The 19,930-nt window shown below is 62.2% G+C and carries 25 protein-coding genes; 7 read left to right on the top strand and 18 right to left on the bottom strand.

The features are described 5' to 3' along the window. The first annotated feature begins 35 nt into the window (after positions 1-35). The 3 genes from ttcA to A4R29_RS11635 are packed head-to-tail and all read left to right on the top strand — an operon-like array spanning position 36 to position 2,207. Complete coding sequence (gene ttcA / locus A4R29_RS11625; RefSeq protein ID WP_027162370.1) at positions 36-923, top strand: tRNA 2-thiocytidine(32) synthetase TtcA; 888 nt, start codon at positions 36-38, stop codon at positions 921-923. Continuing rightward, complete coding sequence (locus A4R29_RS11630) at positions 913-1,740, top strand: inositol monophosphatase family protein (protein WP_013532140.1); 828 nt, start codon at positions 913-915, stop codon at positions 1,738-1,740. The genes ttcA and A4R29_RS11630 overlap by 11 nt, the downstream gene beginning before the upstream one ends. 59 nt (positions 1,741-1,799) lie before the next feature. After that, complete coding sequence (locus A4R29_RS11635; RefSeq protein ID WP_013532139.1) at positions 1,800-2,207, top strand: hypothetical protein; 408 nt, start codon at positions 1,800-1,802, stop codon at positions 2,205-2,207. On the opposite strand, the gene A4R29_RS11640 is transcribed toward A4R29_RS11635, so the two are convergent. From A4R29_RS11640 to A4R29_RS11665, 6 genes are all read right to left on the bottom strand, one after another. After that, positions 2,204-3,472 carry a multidrug effflux MFS transporter gene (locus A4R29_RS11640; protein ID WP_082827378.1) on the bottom strand — a complete coding sequence of 423 codons (1,269 nt, stop codon included), beginning with the start codon at positions 3,470-3,472 and terminating at the stop codon, positions 2,204-2,206. The two genes, A4R29_RS11635 and A4R29_RS11640, sit on opposite strands and share 4 nt — an antisense overlap. 163 nt (positions 3,473-3,635) lie before the next feature. Continuing rightward, positions 3,636-3,971, bottom strand: coding sequence for a Grx4 family monothiol glutaredoxin (grxD, locus tag A4R29_RS11645; RefSeq protein WP_013532137.1), 336 nt, complete (start codon positions 3,969-3,971; stop codon positions 3,636-3,638). Between the two features lie 140 nt (positions 3,972-4,111). Further along, entirely contained in the window at positions 4,112-4,345 is a 234-nt protein-coding gene (locus A4R29_RS11650) for a BolA/IbaG family iron-sulfur metabolism protein (protein WP_010909092.1), read from the bottom strand. A 125-nt stretch (positions 4,346-4,470) separates the two neighbouring features. Beyond that, positions 4,471-4,983: a hypothetical protein gene (locus A4R29_RS11655; protein WP_063171968.1), complete on the bottom strand. Its 513-nt coding sequence runs from the start codon at positions 4,981-4,983 to the stop codon at positions 4,471-4,473. Then, positions 4,980-7,211: a phosphoribosylformylglycinamidine synthase subunit PurL gene (gene purL, locus A4R29_RS11660; RefSeq protein ID WP_013532135.1), complete on the bottom strand. Its 2,232-nt coding sequence runs from the start codon at positions 7,209-7,211 to the stop codon at positions 4,980-4,982. The genes A4R29_RS11655 and purL overlap by 4 nt, the downstream gene beginning before the upstream one ends. Positions 7,212-7,330: 119 nt before the next feature. Further along, positions 7,331-8,740: an aminotransferase-like domain-containing protein gene (locus A4R29_RS11665; RefSeq protein ID WP_013532134.1), complete on the bottom strand. Its 1,410-nt coding sequence runs from the start codon at positions 8,738-8,740 to the stop codon at positions 7,331-7,333. A 92-nt stretch (positions 8,741-8,832) separates the two neighbouring features. Here A4R29_RS11665 and A4R29_RS11670 point away from each other — a divergent pair, with 92 nt between their 5' ends. Beyond that, a complete protein-coding gene (locus tag A4R29_RS11670) occupies positions 8,833-9,084 on the top strand; it encodes a DUF1127 domain-containing protein (protein ID WP_013532133.1) in 252 nt (83 codons plus the stop codon). Positions 9,085-9,160: 76 nt separating this feature from the next. On the opposite strand, the gene A4R29_RS11675 is transcribed toward A4R29_RS11670, so the two are convergent. The 7 genes from A4R29_RS11675 to purC all read right to left on the bottom strand — a co-directional run bounded on the left by A4R29_RS11675 (position 9,161) and on the right by purC (position 12,922). Further along, positions 9,161-9,802, bottom strand: a complete 642-nt coding sequence (locus tag A4R29_RS11675; protein ID WP_013532132.1) for a Pr6Pr family membrane protein — start codon at positions 9,800-9,802, stop codon at positions 9,161-9,163. Between the two features lie 3 nt (positions 9,803-9,805). Continuing rightward, on the bottom strand, positions 9,806-10,213 hold the full coding sequence (locus A4R29_RS11680) for a hypothetical protein (protein WP_013532131.1): 408 nt from the start codon (positions 10,211-10,213) through the stop codon (positions 9,806-9,808). Continuing rightward, a complete protein-coding gene (locus tag A4R29_RS11685) occupies positions 10,210-10,875 on the bottom strand; it encodes a glutathione S-transferase family protein (protein ID WP_013532130.1) in 666 nt (221 codons plus the stop codon). Before A4R29_RS11685 ends, A4R29_RS11680 begins: the two co-directional genes overlap by 4 nt. 84 nt (positions 10,876-10,959) lie before the next feature. Continuing rightward, entirely contained in the window at positions 10,960-11,628 is a 669-nt protein-coding gene (gene purQ / locus A4R29_RS11690; RefSeq protein ID WP_024504558.1) for a phosphoribosylformylglycinamidine synthase subunit PurQ, read from the bottom strand. Next, complete coding sequence (locus A4R29_RS11695; RefSeq protein WP_063173653.1) at positions 11,625-11,822, bottom strand: hypothetical protein; 198 nt, start codon at positions 11,820-11,822, stop codon at positions 11,625-11,627. Before A4R29_RS11695 ends, purQ begins: the two co-directional genes overlap by 4 nt. A gap of 19 nt (positions 11,823-11,841) precedes the next feature. Then, entirely contained in the window at positions 11,842-12,084 is a 243-nt protein-coding gene (gene purS / locus A4R29_RS11700) for a phosphoribosylformylglycinamidine synthase subunit PurS (RefSeq protein WP_013532128.1), read from the bottom strand. A 43-nt stretch (positions 12,085-12,127) separates the two neighbouring features. Further along, entirely contained in the window at positions 12,128-12,922 is a 795-nt protein-coding gene (gene purC / locus A4R29_RS11705) for a phosphoribosylaminoimidazolesuccinocarboxamide synthase (RefSeq protein WP_063171969.1), read from the bottom strand. A 274-nt stretch (positions 12,923-13,196) separates the two neighbouring features. Between purC and A4R29_RS11710 the strand changes: the two genes are divergently transcribed. Together A4R29_RS11710 and A4R29_RS11715 are read left to right on the top strand one after the other, a co-directional pair. Then, complete coding sequence (locus A4R29_RS11710; protein WP_013532126.1) at positions 13,197-13,517, top strand: DUF1476 domain-containing protein; 321 nt, start codon at positions 13,197-13,199, stop codon at positions 13,515-13,517. A gap of 128 nt (positions 13,518-13,645) precedes the next feature. Beyond that, a complete protein-coding gene (locus A4R29_RS11715; RefSeq protein ID WP_063171970.1) occupies positions 13,646-14,419 on the top strand; it encodes an HpcH/HpaI aldolase family protein in 774 nt (257 codons plus the stop codon). A gap of 6 nt (positions 14,420-14,425) precedes the next feature. Here A4R29_RS11715 and A4R29_RS11720 read toward each other — a convergent pair whose 3' ends face one another. Beyond that, complete coding sequence (locus tag A4R29_RS11720) at positions 14,426-14,980, bottom strand: RBBP9/YdeN family alpha/beta hydrolase (protein ID WP_063173654.1); 555 nt, start codon at positions 14,978-14,980, stop codon at positions 14,426-14,428. 249 nt (positions 14,981-15,229) lie between these two features. On the opposite strand from A4R29_RS11720, the gene A4R29_RS11725 reads away from it, so the two are divergent. Beyond that, entirely contained in the window at positions 15,230-16,042 is an 813-nt protein-coding gene (locus A4R29_RS11725) for a VOC family protein (RefSeq protein WP_063171971.1), read from the top strand. A gap of 121 nt (positions 16,043-16,163) precedes the next feature. On the opposite strand, the gene A4R29_RS11730 is transcribed toward A4R29_RS11725, so the two are convergent. From A4R29_RS11730 to A4R29_RS11745, 4 genes are all read right to left on the bottom strand, one after another. Further along, positions 16,164-17,117 (bottom strand): aminoglycoside phosphotransferase family protein, encoded by a 954-nt coding sequence (locus tag A4R29_RS11730; RefSeq protein ID WP_063171972.1) that lies wholly within the window; start codon positions 17,115-17,117, stop codon positions 16,164-16,166. A gap of 161 nt (positions 17,118-17,278) precedes the next feature. Then, positions 17,279-18,586: an adenylosuccinate lyase gene (gene purB, locus A4R29_RS11735; protein ID WP_063171973.1), complete on the bottom strand. Its 1,308-nt coding sequence runs from the start codon at positions 18,584-18,586 to the stop codon at positions 17,279-17,281. 59 nt (positions 18,587-18,645) lie between these two features. Continuing rightward, on the bottom strand, positions 18,646-19,059 hold the full coding sequence (locus tag A4R29_RS11740) for a hypothetical protein (protein ID WP_082826442.1): 414 nt from the start codon (positions 19,057-19,059) through the stop codon (positions 18,646-18,648). 107 nt (positions 19,060-19,166) lie between these two features. Then, positions 19,167-19,892, bottom strand: coding sequence for a DUF2259 domain-containing protein (locus A4R29_RS11745; protein ID WP_063171974.1), 726 nt, complete (start codon positions 19,890-19,892; stop codon positions 19,167-19,169). Positions 19,893-19,930: the final 38 nt, after the last annotated feature.

The raw sequence follows: 19,930 nt of genomic DNA on the forward strand, positions 1-19,930 counted from the left end.
AATCCGGCGCTCTGGGCCATTGAAAGCGACATGCCATGAACATGCTTCCAGACATTGAAACGCTCGAACCGGTCGCCGACAGCGAAGGCGGTTTCCATCCGCTGTTCGCCGACGTGCCGTCCTCGGTCGAGTTCAACAAACTGCGCAAGCGGCTGCTGCGGCTGACCCGGCAGGCGATCGAGGATTTCTCGATGGTCAAGCCCGGCCAGCGCTGGCTCGTAGCGCTATCGGGCGGCAAGGATTCCTACGGCCTGCTCGCGGTGCTGCTCGACCTAAAATGGCGCGGGCTCTTGCCGGTCGATCTTCTGGCCTGCAATCTCGACCAGGGCCAGCCGAATTTCCCCAAACATATCCTGCCGGACTATCTCGACAGCAACGGCATTGCGCACCGGATCGAATATCAGGACACCTATTCCGTCGTCACCGACAAGCTGCCGGCGGGCAGCACCTATTGCTCGCTCTGCTCGCGTCTCAGGCGCGGCCATCTCTACCGCATTGCACGCGAGGAGGGGTGCTCGGCGCTGGTGCTCGGCCACCATCGCGAGGACATTCTCGAAACCTTCTTCATGAACCTCTTCCATGGCGGGCGTCTCGCCGCCATGCCGCCAAAACTGCTCAATGACGAAGGCGACGTCATGGTGCTGCGGCCCTTGAGCTATTGCGCCGAGGTCGATCTGGAAAAATTCGCTGCCGCCATGCGATTCCCGATCATTCCCTGCGATCTCTGCGGCAGCCAGGAAGGTCTTCAGCGCAATGCCATGAAGGCGATGCTCGAGGACCTGGAAAAGCGCATGCCGGGCCGCAAGGATACGATGCTGCGCGCGCTGTCGAACAGCAGGCCATCGCATCTGCTCGACAGAAAGCTGTTCGATTTCGCTGCCCTCAACGAGACCCTCACCACAAGGCAAGCCGATGACATTTGACGACACCGCGATCGACTGGCTGGCCGGCATTCTGGCCGAGGCGGCACTTGCCGAGATCATGCCGCGCTTTCGCCGGTTGGGCGATGGCGATGTCAGGCAGAAGACGTCGGCCGCCGACCTGGTGACCGAAGCCGACGTCAATGCCGAGCGGCTGATCACCGCGCGGCTGCGCGAGCGGTATCCCTCAGCGATGGTCGTCGGCGAGGAGGCCTGTTCCGACAATCCAGCGCTTTTAAACGGGTTGGGCGATGCCGATCTGGCCTTCGTCATCGACCCGGTCGACGGTACTTTCAATTTCGCCTCCGGCGTGCCGCTGTTCGGCGTCATGCTGGCGGTCGTGGTCAAGGGCGAGACCGTCGCCGGCATCATCCACGATCCCGTCGGCAAGGACTGGCTGATTGGCGCCAGGGGTGCCGGCAGCCATATCCGGCATGCGCATGGCAGCATCGAGAAGGTGCATGTAGCGGTACCCGCGCCGATCTCGGAGATGACCGGCTCTGTCTCCTGGCAATATATGGCCGAGCCGGAACGGACACGGCTGGCGCGCAACCAGACCAAGATCCTGTCGCAGTTCGCCTATCGCTGCGCCGCGCACGAATATCGCCTGCTGGCGAGCGGCCATGCCCACTTCGTCGTCTACAACAAGCTGATGCCGTGGGACCACCTGGCCGGCGTGCTGATCCATGCCGAGGCCGGCGGCCATGCGGCGCGCTTCGACGGCAGCGCCTATCTGCCCTCGCATCTCGGCGGCGGCCTGCTTGTCGCGCCAGACAAGGAAAGCTGGCACGAATTGCGCCGCGAGCTCTGGGCGCAGTAGGATCGATTGCTGCGTTAGCCGAAAGCAGTACAATCTCGCGCAAATCCGGAGGCTCTCGAATGAAACCTCGGTTTGCATTTGTCGCGGTGGCTCTTGCCGCCGGTCTGTTCGCCAGTTCCCTGGAAGCAAGGTCGCAAGAGCGCAGCTGTCGCAGTACCGATCCCGTCGACACGATAAAGGAGATGTCGGACGCGATCTATGCCTGCTGGAAGCCGCCACCCGGAACCGCGGGCATGTCCCTCACGCTGCGGTTCTCGCTTCGCCGCAACGGCACGCTGATCGGCAAACCTCGCGCCACATATTCCGATCTGGGAACCGATGCCCAGCGCAGCCGGGCCTTCGTGGCATCCATCCTCAGGGCACTCGATGACGCTCTGCCATTGCACTTTTCGGACAGCATGGGCGAAGCAATTGCGGGGCGCATGCTTGCCCCTCGGTTCACGGCAGCCCTTGAAGGTGCGTCCTAATGCAAGTCGGTGATGTGCCCTGAAACGGGCGGGTTCTGTGGCTGGAACATCTTGCCGCGCTCGGCGATGAAGATCATCAGCAGCGCGGCGACCGAGACGCTGCAGAAGCCGGCGGCCAGCGGCGTCACCGTGCCGTTGAAGGCCTGGCCGATCAGCGTGCCGAGAATGCCGCCGAGAAACGTCTGCATGAAACCGAGGATCGACGAAGCCGTGCCGGCCAGTTGGCCGAGCGGCTCCATGGCCAGCGCGTTGAAGTTCGCGCCGAGCGCACCGAATGGAAGCATGGCGCAGGCAAAGAAGGTGATGAACAGCCAGAGCGGCATCTTCATCTCCAGCGAAATCACCAGCCAGGCAAGGCTGATGACCAGGAACAGCAGCAACGCACTCTGCGACAGGCGGCGCATGCCGATGCGGCCGACAAGGCGCGAGTTCAGAAAGTTGGAGAAGGCGAGCACGCCCGCAACCCCGGCAAAGATGACCGGGAACATCTCGGCGACTTTGAAAATGTCGACATAGATCTGCTGCGCCGAAGCGATGAAGCCGAACATGGCGCCGAAAATGAAGGTGCTGGCGAAGGCATAACAGATCGCAATGCGGTTGGTGAGAACGATACGAAACCCGCCGACAATGGAGTTGAGCGTCAGCGGCCGGCGATGTTCGGGATGCAGCGTTTCAGGAAGGCGCAGCAGCGACCAGGCCGAGACGAGCAGCGCACCGACGGCCATGGTGACGAAGATCCAATGCCAGGTCGCAAACAGCATGATAAATTGGCCGATGCCGGGAGCAATGACCGGTATCGCCATGAACACCATGAAGATCAGCGACATCACCTCGGCCATGCGCCGGCCGTCGAACGTATCGCGCACGATCGAGACCGCGATGACGCGGGTGGCGGCTGCACCGATGCCTTGCACGGCCCGGCACAGCAGAAGTGTTTCAAAGCTTGGTGCAACGGCGGCGGCCGCAGCCGCGGCGACATAAATCACCAGCCCGGCGACCAGTGGTGCGCGACGTCCGAAGCGATCCGAGATCGGCCCGAAGAACAGCTGCCCGCCACCGAAGCCCAGAATGTAGGCCGTTATGACGTACTGCCGGTGGTTTTCATTTTCGACGCCGAGCGAGGCGCCGATCTGCTGCAGAGCCGGCAGCATGATATCGATGGCCAGCGAGTTCAGCGCCATCAGTGCCGCGCACAGAGCGATGAACTCCCAGCGCGGAATGGGCAGTTTGCTTGCCGATTGCGGCGCTGGTCTTGGCTGGTCCACGGCAAGTCCGATCTTTCAAACGAAAATGCGCCGGCGGGCCGGCGCATTGGCTCGTCCTGGTCCTGGGGTCAGGACATGAAAATTGCCGAGGTGAGGTTGCCCCGGTGCCTGGTGCTCGATGCCCGAAAATCAACGTCGATTTCGGGCATGCACAAAACAGAAATCAGGCGGCGCCTTTGACGCTGACGCCCTTCTCGACGAGGAACGTCTGCAACTCGCCCGCCTGGAACATCTCGCGCACGATGTCGCAACCGCCGACGAATTCTCCCTTGACGTAGAGTTGAGGGATCGTCGGCCAGTTGGAGTATTCCTTGATGCCCTGGCGCAGTTCAGCCGAGTCCAGGACGTTCACGCCTTTGTAGTCGGCGCCGATATAGTCGAGGATCTGGACGACCTGGCCGGAAAATCCGCATTGCGGGAAACCAGGTGTGCCCTTCATGAAAAGGACGACGTCGTTGCCCTTCACTTCATTGTCGATGTAGTCGTTGATGCCGCTCATGGAATATCCTTTCCCGCCTGTGGGAGTCAGGCTCGAAACATACCCTTCAAATAAACCCAACGATTGCTCGAAACAAGACGTTAGCCGCGCCGTGGCTGAAATGGCGCAAAGGATGAGCCGTGTTGGGCCAAGCGCTAAGGTCAGTCGGGAACGCTGGTCTGCAGCGCCAGTGCGTGCAACACGCCGCCCATATTGCCCTTCAGCGCGTCATAGACCATCTGGTGCTGCTGGACGCGGCTCTTGCCGCGAAAGCTCTCGGCCACCACCTCGGCCGCATAGTGGTCGCCGTCGCCGGCGAGATCGCGAATCGTCACCTTGGCGTCCGGAATGCCGTCCTTGATCAGTTTTTCGATGTCGTGGGCATCCATTGCCATGGCAAAATCCTGTTTCGAGCGGCCGGTAGCCGGCCATAAGATGAGAGTCGGGTGAGCCTAAAGCCTTTCCGGTCCGGATTGAAGCCGTTCTGTCCCGCCAACGGCCACACGGCTTCAGAGAAAGACTAGGCCGGTGGGCTTGCTTCATCCTCGGCAACGTCCTCGCGTGTCGAGAAAGCGCGGCCAAGGCTGAAGGCAAGCACATAGAGCGGCGCGTTGAGCAGCAGGCTGACAATGGGGAGATAGCTCGTCATTTGCCAAGCCGGCGAGAAGAACCCTTGGCCATGGCCGTCGCAGATGAGCGACGAGCCGTACTCCCACAACGCGCCCACGACCACCGTGCCGGCGAAAAGCTTGACGCAGGTGACGATGTGCCTTGCCCGTGCCGGATCCGGGAAAAGGCGGCCCCAGAGCACCAGGCAGATGATCGGGACCGCGTAGAGGAGGTTCTGCAGCGCCAGCATCGGGACGGCGCCGTTCGCCGCGGCAAGGAACTCCGCACGTGTTTCCAGCCGCATACAAACCTCGCTCGAGGTTGTCGACAGCAGGAAAAAGACGAACGTTCCCAGGAACCAGAAGAAGAACAGCGACGGCCAGAAAACCACTGCAAGCAGCGCCCGGGCAGCCAGTGTGGTCAACTAGCCTGATCCATGAAGCGCGGGAACCAGCCTTCGTGAGCCGAGGAGAGTTCGCTGACCGGGATTGCCCTGGCGTCGCCAAGCTTCAGCGCGCTGCCGCCTGTGGAGCCGATCCACGGCGCGAAGATGCCAAGCTCGCCCTGCTGCTTGCGAATGGCGTCCCATTCGTCACCATGCGGGTCGATCGACAGCGTCAGCAGATAACGGCCCTGATCCTCGCCGAACCAGACCGGGATCGGGTCGGTGCCGACAAGGCCGGGAACGGTGGCGCCGATGCCGGACGCCATCACCATTTCGGCTAAAGCCACCGCGATACCGCCATCGGAAACGTCATGCGCCGCCGTGACGATGCCGGAGGCGATGAGCGCGCGCACATGGTCGCCGACGCGCTTTTCATGCTCGAGGTCGACCGGCGGCGGCGGTCCATCCGTGCGGCCGTGTATGTCCCTGAAATAGACCGATTGCCCGAGATGCGTTCCCCAGGACGCCGGCGCGCCGACCAGCAGGATCATTTGGCCCTCGGCCGCAAAGCCGGCCCGCACCATCTTCGACCAATCGGCGATCAGGCCGACGCCGCCGATGGTCGGGGTTGGCAGGATGCCCTGGCCGTTGGTCTCGTTGTAGAGCGAGACATTGCCGGAGACGATCGGGAATTCGAGCGCACGACAGGCGTCGCCGATGCCCTTCACGGCACCGACCAGCTGGCCCATGATCTCGGGCCGTTCCGGGTTGCCGAAATTGAGGTTGTCGGTTGCGGCCAGCGGCAGAGCGCCGGTGGCGGTCAAGTTGCGCCAGCATTCGGCCACCGCCTGCTTGCCGCCCTCGTAAGGGTCGGCCTCGCAATAGCGCGGCGTCACGTCGGACGAGAAGGCGAGCGCCTTGGTCGCATGGCCTTCGACCCGCACCACGCCGGCATCGCCGCCTGGAAGCTGCAGCGAATTGCCCTGGATCAGCGTGTCATACTGCTCCCACACCCAGCGGCGCGAAGACAGGTCGGGACCGCCGAGCAGCTTCAGCAGCGCGTCTGCAACATCGGCTTGCGGAACGTCATTGGCGGCCAGCGGCGCCGGCTTCTTCGGTTCGATCCACGGCCGGTCATATTCCGGAGCCTTGTCGCCAAGATCCTTGATCGGCAGGTTGGCAACCTCGTCGCCCTGGTGCAGCACGCGGAAGCGCAGATCGTCGGTGGTCTTGCCGACGATGGCGAAGTCGAGCCCCCATTTGTGGAAGATCGCCTCGGCTTCCTTTTCCTTTTCCGGACGCAGCACCATCAGCATGCGCTCCTGGCTTTCCGAAAGCATCATTTCGTAGGCGCTCATGCGCTCTTCGCGCACCGGCACCTTGTCGAGATCGAGCTCGATGCCGAGGTCGCCCTTGGCGCCCATTTCGACCGCCGAGCAGGTGAGGCCGGCCGCACCCATGTCCTGGATGGCGATGACGGCGCCCGAGGCCATCAGTTCGAGGCTGGCTTCCAGCAGGCACTTTTCGGTGAAGGGATCGCCGACCTGCACTGTCGGACGCTTCTCATCGATCTTGTCGTCGAATTCGGCCGAAGCCATGGTGGCGCCGCCGACGCCGTCGCGGCCGGTCTTGGCGCCGAGATAGACGACCGGCAGGCCGACTCCCTTGGCTTCGGACAGGAAGATCGCATCGGTCTTGGCAAGGCCCGCTGCAAAGGCGTTGACCAGGATGTTGCCATTGTAGCGGGCATCGAAATTGACCTCGCCGCCGACCGTCGGCACGCCGAACGCGTTGCCATAGCCGCCGACGCCGGAAACCACGCCTGAAACGAGGTGCCTGGTCTTGGGATGGTCGGGCGCACCAAAACGCAGCGCATTCATCGCCGCGATCGGCCGCGCGCCCATGGTGAAGACGTCGCGCAATATGCCGCCGACGCCGGTCGCCGCACCCTGGTAGGGCTCGATGTAGGATGGGTGGTTGTGACTCTCCATCTTGAAGACGACGCAGTCGCCATCGCCGATGTCGACCACGCCAGCATTCTCGCCCGGCCCCTGGATGACCTGAGGTCCGGTGGTCGGCAGCGTGCGCAGCCATTTCTTCGAGGATTTGTAGGAGCAGTGCTCATTCCACATCGCCGAGAAGATGCCGAGTTCGGTGAAGCTCGGCTCGCGCCCGACGAGGTCGAGAATGCGCTGGTACTCGTCGGGCTTGAGCCCGTGTGAGGCAATGAGCTCGGGGGTGATCGGCACGGAATTGGAAATGGTCATGGGCGGCGATTTTTATCCGGGACGTTGGGATTTTGAGTCCCGTCTTATCGCAAGCCTTGCGGCCGATACACCCATGGATTGACGAAAAACGACGGAAAACCGGACAAAGCCACGCAGTGTCAGGAGAAGCTGTCGTAGCCGGCGCGGCCTTCATCGAGAAGTCGCCGGATCACCGCAACGCCTTCAGCGATATCCCCGCGCTGTCTCGGCTGCGAAACGCCGAAGCGGACGCCATGGAAAACCTGCTCGGAACGGCCGGCCTTGAATTCGTCCTCGTCGTCGATCAGCACGCCGTGCTCCAGGCAAGCGTTCTTGAAGGTGCCGGAAAGCCAGGGGTCGGGCAGGGTCAGCCAGACAAAGGGCACCCTGTCATGCGACTTGAAGGCGAAGCCGGCCAAAGTCTCGCGCACGATGGCGATGCGGGCGCTGATTTCGGCGATGCTGCGCTTTCGTATCTCATCCGCCTGACCGGACAGCACCAGCCTTGTATTCACCTCCGCCAGCAGGAAGGGCATGCCGCCGGTCATCATCTTGTGGGCGACGCGGATGCGGTGGCGGTAGGCGGGCGGGCAGGAAAGCCAGCCGCCGCGCACACCGGCTGCGACCGACTTCGACAGGCCGCCCGCGACAATGGTCCTCTCAGGAGCATATTCGGCCAGCAACGGCGTCGGATCATCGGTCAGATTGCCATAGAGGTCGTCCTCGATGAGGACGACATTGTATTCGCGTGCGACATGGGCGATCGCTTCGCGGCGCGCCGCCGACAAGGTGGCCAGCGTCGGATTCTGCGCCGTCGGCATCAGGAAGATCATTTTGGGATGCTTTTGCGCGCAGACGCGCTCAAAATCCTGCGGATCGATGCCTTCATCGTCCGATGCCACCAACGCGGTGCGCCTGCCGATCAAGCCGGCACTGCGGGAAACCTGCGAGTAGGTGAGGTGCTCGAAGGCAACATAGTCGCCAGGCATGGTGAGCGCCGCGATCGCCGCCATCACCGCCGCATGGGTGCCGAGCGTGGGAACGATGGTGTCGGCATCCGGGCGAAAGGAATTGCGCGCCAACCAGCGGGCGCCGGCTTCGTACCATCGTTCGGGGAAATCCCTGGTGTAGCTCGAAATCTCATGCGGATGGTCCTGCGCCGTGCGCGACAGGACACCGGCGACAATGTCGCCCTGGCCGATATCAGGTGCTGCGGTGCTGTCGAAACGCAGCTTGCCTTTAGGCGCATCGATATAGCGCGTGCCTTCGCCGCCGACGTCCGGAGCCGGAAAATCCGGCTTCGCGCGCTGGCCGAGCACATAGGTTCCACGCCCGACCTCGCCGCTCACCAGCCCACGCTCGCGCAGCAATTGATAGGCCCGGCCGACCGTGCCGACGGTGGTGCCGATGTCGTAGGCGAGGTCGCGCTGCGGCGGCAACTTTGCGCCGGCATCGATCACGCCCCGATCGATGTCCGTCTCGATGGAATCCGCCAGCCGCTGATACAGCGGGCCGGAGCCGGCAGTGAGATCTGGAAGCCAATTTGTCATGGTGACAATTTTCTATATTGCACCGATAGATGAGTCAATACATATCGATCGCGTGCCAAAAGGGTACAATTTAGGACTTTGGCAGAAAGAAAATGAATACAATCGCGACAATACGTCATTCGAGCGCTGCATTATCGGCCCAATCGACACGCCCGTCGGCTCAGCGCGGCTTTGTCAGCCGCCTTGTGCGCGTGCTGAGGTCGCTGGCAAGATGGATCGACAACCTGCTGGATCGCCGCCGCAGCCGGTTGGCTCTGCTGGAGATGACCGACGACCAGCTCAAGGATATCGGCGTCACGCGCTGCGACGCCCACCGCGAGGGCATCAGGCCGTTCTGGGACTGACCGTGATCCCAAAAGTGGGAACCGGTTTGGGAAAGATGATGGTCCCGGGAAATCCGGACAGAAGGTCCGCACAGTTCTAACGGACCCTCGACGCCCTTGTGCGTGCAACGGCATGGTCCGCAAGGACGGCGACCACGCACAGCACGAGGAAAAGTCCGGTGATGGCTGCAGCTGAGATGACGACGCTGGTCGCGCCGTTCTTGGCGATGTTCAGGAAAGGGTAGGGCACCTCGCCGGCAAGCGGCGCCCGCACCAGCGCATAGACCAGATAAGCGATGGGATAGATCACCCACCACGAAATGTCGCTCCAGCGTGTCCGGCCGTCGGCGCCCGATATCAGCCACCACAGCACGAACAGCACCGGCGTGACGTAGTGCAGGAGAACATCGCAGAGCAGGAACAGTCCCTGCGGCTGCCAGAGTCGTGCCAGAACCGTTGCGTAGATGATGAAGACCAGTGCGATCGAAACCGCAACGCCGGTGCGCATCCGCGCCCCTGCAAAGGCCGGCAGCCAGGCATAGAAGGTGGGTGACAGCAGCGACGTGTACACCAGCACCGCGCCGATGTTGGTCAGGATGGTGAAGAAGCTGAAGACGAAAATGACGGAGCCAAGCAGGCTGCGGCCTGCTTCCATCGATGCAGGAATGCTGATGCAGAACTGCAGGATGAGCCCGGCCAGACCGATGACCAGCCCCACAATCTGCAGGAACCGGCCCATGGGCTAGGCCGTCGCGGCGCAGGCCGGATTGCCGGCCTGCCAGCGGGAAATATCGGAGCCGATGCGGGCGCCGAGCGGATCGTTCATCAGCGGTCCGAAGACGTCGACACGGCTAGAATTGCCTTGCGCCTGCACGACCAGCAAAGGTTTGCCGCCATAGTGCTTGGCCGGAACCAGCAGGAAACGCGGCGTGCCGCTGAACGAATTCAGCTCATTGGCCATCTGATACGGTTTGAAGGCCGGGTCCTTGCTGGCGATCCAGCATTTGTGGGCGGCGATCGCCACTTGTTCCATGGCCAGCAGCGCAGCACTTTTGCCCGAGGGAACAGGCGTGCTCTTTGGCGTCGACTGGCAGGATGCCAGCACAAAGCCCGCCGCGGCGACCAGCGCGATCGTCCTCGACTTGATCAAGCGGCACCCATCTCAAGCTCGGACAGGAAGATTTTCAAGCCGTCGGTCATCTCGCCCCACACACGCGACAATGCCGGGTGTTGCGAGGCGATCTGCTGGTAGGCGTCGAATTTGGGATAGGCGTCGAGCAGGTCGTGGCGTCCTGTCATGGCGCGGAAATTGTTGAAGATGAACCGCGTCGGCGTCAGCCAGGCATCGGCGAAGCTGATGTCGTCGCCGAGTGCGAAGGGCCCTTGCGCCATACGGGCCTCGATTGCCGCCAGTCCATGATGCAGGCGGGCGAACTGAGCGTCGATCTCGGCATTGTTGCGCTTCGGCACGGAATGAAGCTCGAAAAGCTTCATCAACGGGGTCAGCACATCGAGATCGGTGATGCGGGCGAACATGCGCACCAGCGCACGGTCCTTGGAATCGGGCGGCAGCAGCGCCGGTTCCGGAAACCGTTCCTCGAGATATTCGGCGATGACCACCGATTCGACGATCGTCTCGCCCGAGCCGGTGATCAGCACCGGAATCCGGTTCATCGGCGAGATGGCGCGAAACTCTTCCGGGATGGGAAAACCGGGCGGCGGCGCGATGATCTTGAGTGGTACGTCCTTGATGTAGGCCAATGCCCGCACGATCGACGAGTAGGGCGACAACGGCCGCGAATAGAGTTTCATGACCGTCTCTCTCCCCAATGAACCAGACTTGCTCCAAAGAGACAGGAATGTCCGGCTGTTTTCAAGCTGTTCGCTTCGATATCGTCAGGCAGCGATGCCGAGGGCGCTCTCGAACAGTCCGCGGCCGTCGGTACCGCCATGGGCTGCTTCGATCAGGTTTTCCGGATGCGGCATCAGCCCGAGCACATTGCCTTGGCTGTTGACGATGCCGGCAATGTCGTTGATCGAGCCGTTGGGGTTGGTGCCCTCGGCATAGCGGAACACCACCTGGCCTTCGCCTTCGAGACGGGCAAGCGTGTCGGCGTCGGCGAAATAATTGCCGTCATGATGCGCGACCGGCGAGCGGATGATCTGGCCCGGCTGATAGCGGCGGGTGAACATGGTGTTGGCATTGGTGATCTCGAGCTTCACCTGCCGGCAGACGAATTTCAGCGAGGTGTTGCGCATCAAGGCACCCGGCAACAAGCCGGCCTCGACCAGGATCTGGAAACCGTTGCAGACGCCGATGACCGTCACGCCCGCGGCCGCTTTTTCGGCCACTGCCCGCATGACCGGCATGCGCGCGGCGATCGCGCCACAGCGCAGATAGTCGCCGAAGGAAAAACCGCCCGGAATGGCGATCAGATCGACATCGGGGATTTCGGTGTCGGTTTGCCAGACGGTGACCGGCGGTGTTCCCGAAATCTTGGTCAGCGCCGCGATCATGTCGCGGTCGCGATTGAGGCCAGGCAGGAGGACGACGGCTGATTTCATTTCGGTTCGTAAGGCCTTTGTGCTTCGGCGAGTTCGCGCAACTCGAGGCGCTGCTCAATCCGTTCAAGATGTTGATCGATACGGCCTGCTATCGCGTAGATATTGTTGACGTCCGTTGCGTGCTCAACGCCTGCAAGCCTGATCGCTACAATCTCGAGAAGCTCGTACATCAGTTCATTCGTGACTTCAGGCATCCGTGCCTCCGGCACAGCCTTAGGTAAGCGTCACACTATAATTCTCGATCACCGTATTCGCCAGCAGCTTGTCGCACATGGCCTTGAGGTCGGCTTCGGCCTTGGCCTTGTCGCTTTCCGCCAGCTCGACATCGAACACCTTGCCCTGCCGCACCGTGCCGACGCCGCCGAAGCCCAGGCCGGACAATGCGTGTTCGATCGCCTTGCCCTGCGGGTCGAGCACGCCGTTCTTGAGGGTGACGGTAATGCGGGCCTTGATCACGCTGGACATGCTCCTGTTCTGACTATCGGGTCGCAAACCGCGATCAGTGCGGCTTGCCTTTGAGGCCGTCGGTCGAGGCGACGAGCACCGGGCCGGTCGGGCGCGGCGGCTCGTTCTCGTTCATGATGCCGAGGCGGCGGGCAACTTCCTGGTAGGCCTCTACGAGGCCGCCCATGTCGCGGCGGAAACGGTCCTTGTCGAGCTTGTCCTGCGTCGCCACGTCCCACAGGCGGCAGGAGTCCGGCGAGATCTCGTCGGCGACGACGATGCGCATCATGTCGCCTTCGAACAGGCGGCCGCATTCGATCTTGAAGTCGACGAGCTGGATGCCGACGCCCATGAACAGGCCGGAGAGGAAGTCGTTGACGCGGATCGCCAGCGCCATCACGTCGTCGATCTCCTGCGGGCTCGCCCAGCCGAACGCGGTGATGTGCTCTTCCGACACCATCGGGTCCTCGAGCGCGTCGGCCTTGTAATAGAATTCGATGATCGAGCGCGGCAGAACGGTGCCTTCCTCGATGCCGAGCCGCTTGGACAGCGAGCCGGCGGCGACATTGCGCACCACCACTTCGAGCGGAATGATCTCGACTTCCTTGATCAGCTGCTCGCGCATGTTCAGACGGCGGATGAAATGGGTCGGAATGCCCATGCGGTTCAAATGGTTGAAAATATACTCGGAAATGCGGTTGTTGAGGACGCCCTTGCCGTCGATGACCTCGTGCTTCTTCTTGTTGAACGCGGTCGCATCATCCTTGAAGAACTGGATAAGCGTGCCCGGTTCGGGTCCCTCATAGAGGATCTTGGCCTTGCCTTCATAAATGCGGCGGCGATTTTTCATCTGATTTTTCTCTGGGGTTCCGGACAGGCGGTATCAGACCATTTCCTGTCCGTCTGCCTGAAATAGTGCGGCTACGGTAGGGTTCAATGCCGGGTCTATCCCAATCACATCGTTTGCTCAATCGGCAAATCCTTCCAATCAACCGCTTTCGGGACTGAAATGCCGCAGCGCAGCATGCGATGAAGCGTATTGACCGGCCCGCGACCTTTTGGTTTGTGCTTTGGCAACGCACATATTCACTGCCAACGAATCGAATTTGACCCGGAGGGACGCCATGAGCAGCATGAAAGACCGCGAAGAGGGCTTTGAGCGTAAATTCGCATTCGACGAGGAGCTTCGGTTCAAGGCCTCGGCGCGCCGCAACAAGGCGCTCGGCCTGTGGGCCGCCGAAAAGCTCGGGAAGTCCGGCGCTGATGCCGACGCCTATGCCAAGGAAGTGGTTATCTCCGACATCGAGGAGGCCGGCGACCATGACGTGTTCCGCAAGATCCGTGGGGATTTCGACGCGGCCGGCGTCGAGCAGTCGGACCACCAGATCCGCCGCACCATGGACGAACTGATGGCGCAGGCGATCGAGCAGATCAAGAACACCTGATCCGGGCCATGCGCTGATCCGGCGGCCATACGCTGGACCAATCGACCGCCCGGCCTACCCGGGCGGTTTTTCTTTGCCTTTGCCGCGGTTTCCGGCTGAAACTGCGGTCGCTAACAAGGAAAGAGTTCATGTCCCTGAAGTCCCGCCTCGCGGCCGATGAAACGTTGTTCACGGCATGGTCCGGTGTCCCGGATGCCTTGACGGTCGAGATCGTCGCCAAGCAGGGTTTCGATGCCGTCACGCTCGACATGCAGCATGGCGGCCATCACGAAGACAGCGTGCTGCGTGGCCTGGTGCCGGTGCTCGCAGCCGGCAAGCCGGCGCTGGTGCGCATTCCCGTTGGCCGTTTCGACATGGCAAGCCGCGCGCTCGATTTCGGCGCCGAGGCAGTCATCGCGCCGATGGTGAACTCGGTTGCCGACGCAAAACTGTTCGCCGCCGCCATGAAATACCCGCCGCTCGGCGAGCGCTCCTGGGGCCCGACCTACGCTTTTCCGCGCCACGGCCAAGGCGACCAGGCCGACTGGCTGCGCGACACCAACCAGCGCACCATGGCCTTCGCCATGGTCGAGACGCGTGCGGCCCTCGATGCGCTCGATGGCATTCTCGACACGCCCGGCATCGACGGCATCTTCCTCGGCCCGTCGGATTTCTCGATCGCCTGGAGCAATGGCGCCACGGTCAATTCAACGCTGGAAAGCATGATGGAGACGGTGGCATCGGTGGCCGATCGCACCCGCAAGGCGGGCAAACATGCGGCGATCTATGTTGTCGAGCCGGCAATTGCCGGCCGCGTCGTGTCGATGGGCTACCGCCTGCTGGCCATGGGCTCCGAGCATTCGCTGATCGGGCTTGGCGCAAAAACGCTGATCAAGAGCGTCCGCGATTCGATCGGCTCCTGAAGACGCTCAGGGTTTCAAATCCGTCAGGAACTTGGCGAAGGTCATCGAGCCTTCGGGCCACGGTCCGAAGCCCGAATCCGCGTTGAGATGACCAGTCTCGCCGGCATCGATGAACAGCGAACCCCAGGCGCCGGCGATATCCTCCGCGACTTCGAAAGCGCAGAACGGATCGTTGCGGCTGGCGATCACGATCGATGGAAAGGGCAGCGGCTCGCGCGGGTAGGGGCCGAAGGTCATCAGGTGCCTGGGCCTGATCTCGGGATTGGCGACATCGGGCGGCGCCACGAAGAAGGCCCCGGCGACCGGCTTGCGGAATTGCGGAATGGCTTGCACCGCCGCGGCGACGCCGAGCGAGTGCGCGACCAGGACGACCGGCCGCTCGGCCTCGTCCACTGCCTTGGCAACGCTCGCCGTCCAATCCTCGCGCACCGGCTTCGACCACTCCGCCTGTTCGACGCGGCGCGCCGTCGACAGCTTCGACTGCCAGCGGCTCTGCCAATGGTCGGGGCCGGAATTGGTGTAGCCTGGTACGATGAGAATATCTGCGTCTCTGACCTTCATGGCGCTGAGATAGCGAGCGGCATCGCTTCGTGCAACCGGCAGGAACGCCACTTTTGATCACAATAGTGAACACCATGTTCGCTTCTTCGCGTCTTGTGTGAACGATGCGGATGGACGATCTGTGGTCAGGAAAAGAAACAGCCGTGCGCGGGAACCCTGACTTTGGAACTGACACGACGTACAATGATCGGCGGAGTGGGGTTTCTCGCTTTGGGAGCTTCGTCGCAGGCCGGTCGAACGGAGCATTTGATGAGCGAGTTGCCTTTTGCCGCCACCACCCCGGTCAGCGTTGCCCGCGTCGGGCTGAAGGCGCGCGACGCGGAAAGCCTTGCCGCATATTATCGCAGCATCGTCGGTCTGCAGGAACTGAGCCGCGCCGATGGGGCGATCACGCTGGGCGCCGCCAACCGTCCGTTGCTGGTCATCGAGGCCGATCCTTCGGCCAAGCCGGATGATCCTCGCAGCGCAGGCCTGTTCCATACGGCCTTCCTGCTGCCCAGCCGTGCCGATCTCGGCCGCTGGATCAACCACGCCATATCAAACAAGATCGCCATCGAGGGCGCTTCCGACCATCTGGTCAGCGAAGCACTGTACCTGACCGATCCCGAAGGCAACGGCATCGAGATCTATGCCGACCGCCGTCCGCAGGACTGGAAGTGGAATGGCGACAAGGTGGCGATGGCGACCGAGCGGATGAACATTCCGTCCGTCGTTGCCGAAGTGCCTGCGGGTGACGCCGGCTGGCAGGGCGCGCCGGAAAACAGCGTCGTCGGCCATGTCCACCTGCGCGTCGGCAGGCCGGAAGACGCCGAAGCCTGGTGGAACCAGGAATTCGGCTTCGACACGGTGGCCAAATATGGCGGCCAGGCGGTGTTCCTGTCGTCAGGCGGCTATCACCACCACATCGGCGCCAACGCCTGGCAGAGTTCGGGCGCAGGCTGGCGCGATTCCACCCGGTCGGGCCTGGCCTGGGTCGAGATGCGTTCGGACAATGTGACCAGCCCGGTAACTCGGGAAGACCCGTGGGGCACGGTCATCAGGACTGTTCCAGGCAAGGCCTGATCCGCTTACGGGAACATCAAGGCCGGCGGAGGCGCCGGCCCGAGCTTATGCGACCGACTTTACGACAGAAACGGCGACCGTATGAATTCCGCGACGCGGTAGACGCGGTACTGGCGCGGAGTTAGTTGGCGCTTGGCCAGATGATGTCTCCAAGATCGAACAGGCTTGTCGCCCGATCTTCCCAGCCGTCGATGTCGACCTTGCGTAGATCACTTTCCGCATGGAGAAGCGTCAACGTCAGAAGGCGCCGTCTCATCGCGCCGTCGCACTCGCCATCAACCACGCCGTATCCTCTCAGAAGTGACTGGGTACGGCCGTGCAACCCCGCGCACATGAATGCGGTAGGTGCAAGAAGGTCATATTCTCCCCAACCCGTCATCACATCGCCGAAATCGATGATCCCCGCGAGTTTCCATACGCCGCGATCTTCCGAAAGGAGGATGTTCTGGGGAATCCAATCTCCTGTCAGGATGACCGGTGGTGCATCGAGCGGAATGACTGACGTTGCATCCGCGAGAAGCATGCGCAGATCAGACAGAAAGCCCGGTGACATCCCCAACTGCCGGTGATGCTCGAAGCAATTGTCGATCTGTCCTTTCATGAAGTCCCGCCATGAGGGCCTGCATGTACCCAGGTCTGCCGGAGGAAGTGCCTGCATGCTGGAGATGGCACCTCCTATCTGCTCAAGTAGACGCTCCTTCTCCTCCTCTGGCAGCAGCGGCCAAACCATCGACCCTGCGGTGCCGTCAAGCTTGGTGATGATAAGCCAGTTCCAGCCGTTGCCCTCACCTTCTGCTTTGATCGAAGGGATCGGAACGTCCATTTTTCCAGCCAGATACCGAAGCGCATTGCGCTCGCTGACGAACTGCGTCCGGTAAATCGGCGGAAAGAGCTTCAGTATCAGTTTGTCGTCGAGATCAACGACAAGGTTTGTGCTGTTCCCGAATTGCGAGAGGACGGTGGGATTGATGCCTTCTTCGCGGGCAATGTGGTGCACGAGCGGCAACCACTGATTTGGACGGGACCGCCACCCCTCAAAGTCGGCTCCATCAGCGATGTCAGGCAGTTCGGCCATGCAGATTGCTTGCTCGGTGTTCGGTTTATCTCGCGACCTTCTTCGGACCGTTGGAGGCGATTCCGGAACACTCACGCTGCAAGCGGAGCCGGCCCCAAGCTGCTTGGTTTCCACATTTCGGTTAGCGCTGGGCCGAGACGGGCCTTTGTTCCGGACGGCTCTCAGGTTTCCCCGAACACCCGCTTGAAGATCGTGTCGACATGCTTGGTGTGATAGCCCAGGTCGAATTTCTCGCGGATCTCGGCTTCCGGTAGCGCTGCGGTCACTTCCTTGTCGGCCAAAAGTTCCTCAAGAAAATCAGCGCCTTGCTCCCACACTCTCATGGCGTTGCGCTGCACCAGCCGGTAGGAGTCTTCGCGCGACAGGCCCGCTTGCGTCAGCGCCAGCATGACGCGCTGCGAATGCACGAGGCCGCGGAACTTGTTCATGTTCTTCAGCATGTTGTCGGGATAGACGAGCAGCTTGTCGATGACGCCGGTCAGCCGTGACAGTGCGAAATCGAGCGTCACCGTGGCGTCGGGGCCGATCATGCGCTCGACCGAGGAGTGCGAAATGTCGCGCTCGTGCCAGAGCGCCACATTCTCCATTGCCGGCAGCGCCATGGAACGCACCATGCGGGCAAGGCCGGTGAGATTTTCGGTCAGCACCGGGTTGCGCTTGTGCGGCATGGCCGACGAGCCTTTCTGGCCCGGCGAAAAATACTCTTCCGCCTCCAGCACTTCGGTGCGCTGCAAATGCCGGATCTCGATCGACAGCCGCTCGACCGACGAGGCGATGACGCCGAGCGTGGCGAAGAACATGGCGTGGCGGTCGCGCGGGATCACCTGCGTCGACACCGGCTCGGGCTTAAGGCCGAGCTTCGCCGCCACGTGCTCCTCGACATAGGGGTCGATGTTGGCGAAGGTGCCGACCGCGCCCGAAATGGCGCAGGTGGCAATGTCCTCCCGCGCGTGCACCAACCGCTCGCGGCAGCGCGAGAACTCGGCATAGGCCTGCGCCAGCTTGACGCCGAAGGTCGTCGGCTCGGCATGGATGCCGTGGCTGCGGCCAATGGTGACGGTGTTCTTGTGCTCGAAGGCGCGGCGCTTGAGCGCTGCAAGCAGACCATCGATATCGGCGAGCAGGATGTCGCTGGCGCGGGTCAGCTGTACGGCGAAGCAGGTGTCGAGAACGTCGGACGAGGTCATGCCCTGGTGGATGAAGCGGGCGTCCGGCCCGACGAATTCGGCAAGATGGGTCAGGAAGGCGATGACGTCATGCTTGGTGACGCGTTCGATCTCGTCGATCGCCTCGACGTCGAATTTTGCGGCACTGCCCTTTTCCCAGATGGTTTTTGCCGCTTCCCTGGGGATGACGCCGAGTTCGGCCAGCGCATCGCAGGCATAGGCTTCGATCTCGAACCAGATGCGGAACCGGGTTTCTGGCGACCAGATGGCGACCATTTCCGGCCGGGAATAGCGAGGGATCATCGGTCAGTCCTGACATATCGAGAAGTTTGCCCGCGTCCTAACAGAGGCGAGCAAAATGCTCAACGCCGCTGGCGCGCAAACCAGACGCCCGCGGCAAACAGAGCGATGAAACCAACTGGAAAATAGAGCCGGATGCCCAGCACCACGAATTGATAGAGCGCAATCAACGTCGTGAAGACGAACTGGAGGACCCAGGTGCGGGTGAAAGCAGGCGCATGCCACTCGGCGTAGTAGGAGCGGTACTGCAGGGCAAACAGCCCGCCGGTCAGGCCGATCGTCGCCGCTGCTAGGCACACGAAGGCCGCGGCGAAAGCGACTTCCCAGCGTCTTCCCTGCGAGACCAGCCGCGCCGCGAACAGGCCGATCGGGAAGGCCAGCGCAGCTCCCGCCGCAAACAGCATGGTGACAATGCGGATTTTCGCCGGCGTCTCCCAGTCGCCCAAAAACAAGGTGAGGAGCGCGCTGGCGCCCATTGTCACAGCCCACAACAAGGCGCCGACAAGTGCTGTGCGCGGCGTCGGTATCGCGCGGCGAAGGCGGTTCAGCGCACGATCGCGCGCGGCGGGTTGAGCAGGGGGTGTCACAGGCGGCCGGTCACCGCGATCCAGCGAAAGTCCGGGCCTTCAAAGCCGTATTGGCGCACCGCGATCAGCACGGCATAGGCGCTGAGGCTGTCCATGGAAAAGGTCTGCACGGCGCCGATGCGATAGCCGTTCGGGCAACCCCGGCTTTTCGGTATCGCCTTGTCCTCGTGCAGCAGCTTGGTCGTGCCGCCATCCTGCGCCTCGATGCGCAGCAGCCGGAAGCCGTTGATTTCGCCCTGGCTCTCGCAGCCATCGGCGTTGTTCATGCCCAACTCGTCGAGCCGGAACTCGAGCGGTGGGTCGACCGGAGTGAAGATCGGGCGCGGATTGACCGCCATCCGGTGCGGATCCGCCGAAAGCTCGGTCACCGGGTTGAAACCTGCGGTGATGCCCCGGTTGGCGTCCAACTCGGCCTGGCTGGCAATGGATTCGCCTTTTTGCCGGGCCTGAAGGCGCACCGCATCCAGTTTGGCATTCTCGTCCTCAAGCCGGACCCGGATCGGCGTGCCCTTCAGAAAGCTGTCGGTGCTGGTGTCGATGTAGTAGCGGTTGGCATAGGGAAAGCCCGATCCATCCTGCACGCCATATTCCTCGAAAGCGAAGACGCTGCCGTCCTTGGTGAAGCCGAGGATCTCAAGTTCAGCGACATCGCCGGCATGAGCCGTGATCGAGGTCGCAAGCTGTGCAAGCAGGCCAACGGCAAACAGAAAGAGCATTCGCATCGGTCTTCACCCCCGTGATCGTTTCAATCCCCTAGCAC

Origin of the sequence: Mesorhizobium ciceri biovar biserrulae (assembly GCF_001618845.1) — a bacterium.
GTDB classification, from domain to species: Bacteria; Pseudomonadota; Alphaproteobacteria; order Rhizobiales; family Rhizobiaceae; genus Mesorhizobium; species Mesorhizobium ciceri.

What these genes read in the sequence shown, in the direction of transcription:
- ttcA (WP_027162370.1), top strand. Translation starts at nt 36, where the DNA reads ATGAACATGCTTCCAGACATTGAAACGCTCGAACCGGTCGCCGACAGC.
- A4R29_RS11630 (WP_013532140.1), top strand. Translation starts at nt 913, where the DNA reads ATGACATTTGACGACACCGCGATCGACTGGCTGGCCGGCATTCTGGCC.
- A4R29_RS11635 (WP_013532139.1), top strand. Translation starts at nt 1,800, where the DNA reads ATGAAACCTCGGTTTGCATTTGTCGCGGTGGCTCTTGCCGCCGGTCTG.
- grxD (WP_013532137.1), bottom strand. Translation starts at nt 3,971, where the DNA reads ATGAGCGGCATCAACGACTACATCGACAATGAAGTGAAGGGCAACGAC.
- A4R29_RS11650 (WP_010909092.1), bottom strand. Translation starts at nt 4,345, where the DNA reads ATGGCAATGGATGCCCACGACATCGAAAAACTGATCAAGGACGGCATT.
- purL (WP_013532135.1), bottom strand. Translation starts at nt 7,211, where the DNA reads ATGACCATTTCCAATTCCGTGCCGATCACCCCCGAGCTCATTGCCTCA.
- A4R29_RS11665 (WP_013532134.1), bottom strand. Translation starts at nt 8,740, where the DNA reads ATGACAAATTGGCTTCCAGATCTCACTGCCGGCTCCGGCCCGCTGTAT.
- A4R29_RS11670 (WP_013532133.1), top strand. Translation starts at nt 8,833, where the DNA reads ATGAATACAATCGCGACAATACGTCATTCGAGCGCTGCATTATCGGCC.
- A4R29_RS11675 (WP_013532132.1), bottom strand. Translation starts at nt 9,802, where the DNA reads ATGGGCCGGTTCCTGCAGATTGTGGGGCTGGTCATCGGTCTGGCCGGG.
- A4R29_RS11685 (WP_013532130.1), bottom strand. Translation starts at nt 10,875, where the DNA reads ATGAAACTCTATTCGCGGCCGTTGTCGCCCTACTCGTCGATCGTGCGG.
- purQ (WP_024504558.1), bottom strand. Translation starts at nt 11,628, where the DNA reads ATGAAATCAGCCGTCGTCCTCCTGCCTGGCCTCAATCGCGACCGCGAC.
- A4R29_RS11695 (WP_063173653.1), bottom strand. Translation starts at nt 11,822, where the DNA reads ATGCCTGAAGTCACGAATGAACTGATGTACGAGCTTCTCGAGATTGTA.
- purC (WP_063171969.1), bottom strand. Translation starts at nt 12,922, where the DNA reads ATGAAAAATCGCCGCCGCATTTATGAAGGCAAGGCCAAGATCCTCTAT.
- A4R29_RS11710 (WP_013532126.1), top strand. Translation starts at nt 13,197, where the DNA reads ATGAGCAGCATGAAAGACCGCGAAGAGGGCTTTGAGCGTAAATTCGCA.
- A4R29_RS11715 (WP_063171970.1), top strand. Translation starts at nt 13,646, where the DNA reads ATGTCCCTGAAGTCCCGCCTCGCGGCCGATGAAACGTTGTTCACGGCA.
- A4R29_RS11720 (WP_063173654.1), bottom strand. Translation starts at nt 14,980, where the DNA reads ATGAAGGTCAGAGACGCAGATATTCTCATCGTACCAGGCTACACCAAT.
- A4R29_RS11725 (WP_063171971.1), top strand. Translation starts at nt 15,230, where the DNA reads ATGAGCGAGTTGCCTTTTGCCGCCACCACCCCGGTCAGCGTTGCCCGC.
- A4R29_RS11730 (WP_063171972.1), bottom strand. Translation starts at nt 17,117, where the DNA reads ATGGCCGAACTGCCTGACATCGCTGATGGAGCCGACTTTGAGGGGTGG.
- purB (WP_063171973.1), bottom strand. Translation starts at nt 18,586, where the DNA reads ATGATCCCTCGCTATTCCCGGCCGGAAATGGTCGCCATCTGGTCGCCA.
- A4R29_RS11740 (WP_082826442.1), bottom strand. Translation starts at nt 19,059, where the DNA reads ATGGGCGCCAGCGCGCTCCTCACCTTGTTTTTGGGCGACTGGGAGACG.
- A4R29_RS11745 (WP_063171974.1), bottom strand. Translation starts at nt 19,892, where the DNA reads ATGCGAATGCTCTTTCTGTTTGCCGTTGGCCTGCTTGCACAGCTTGCG.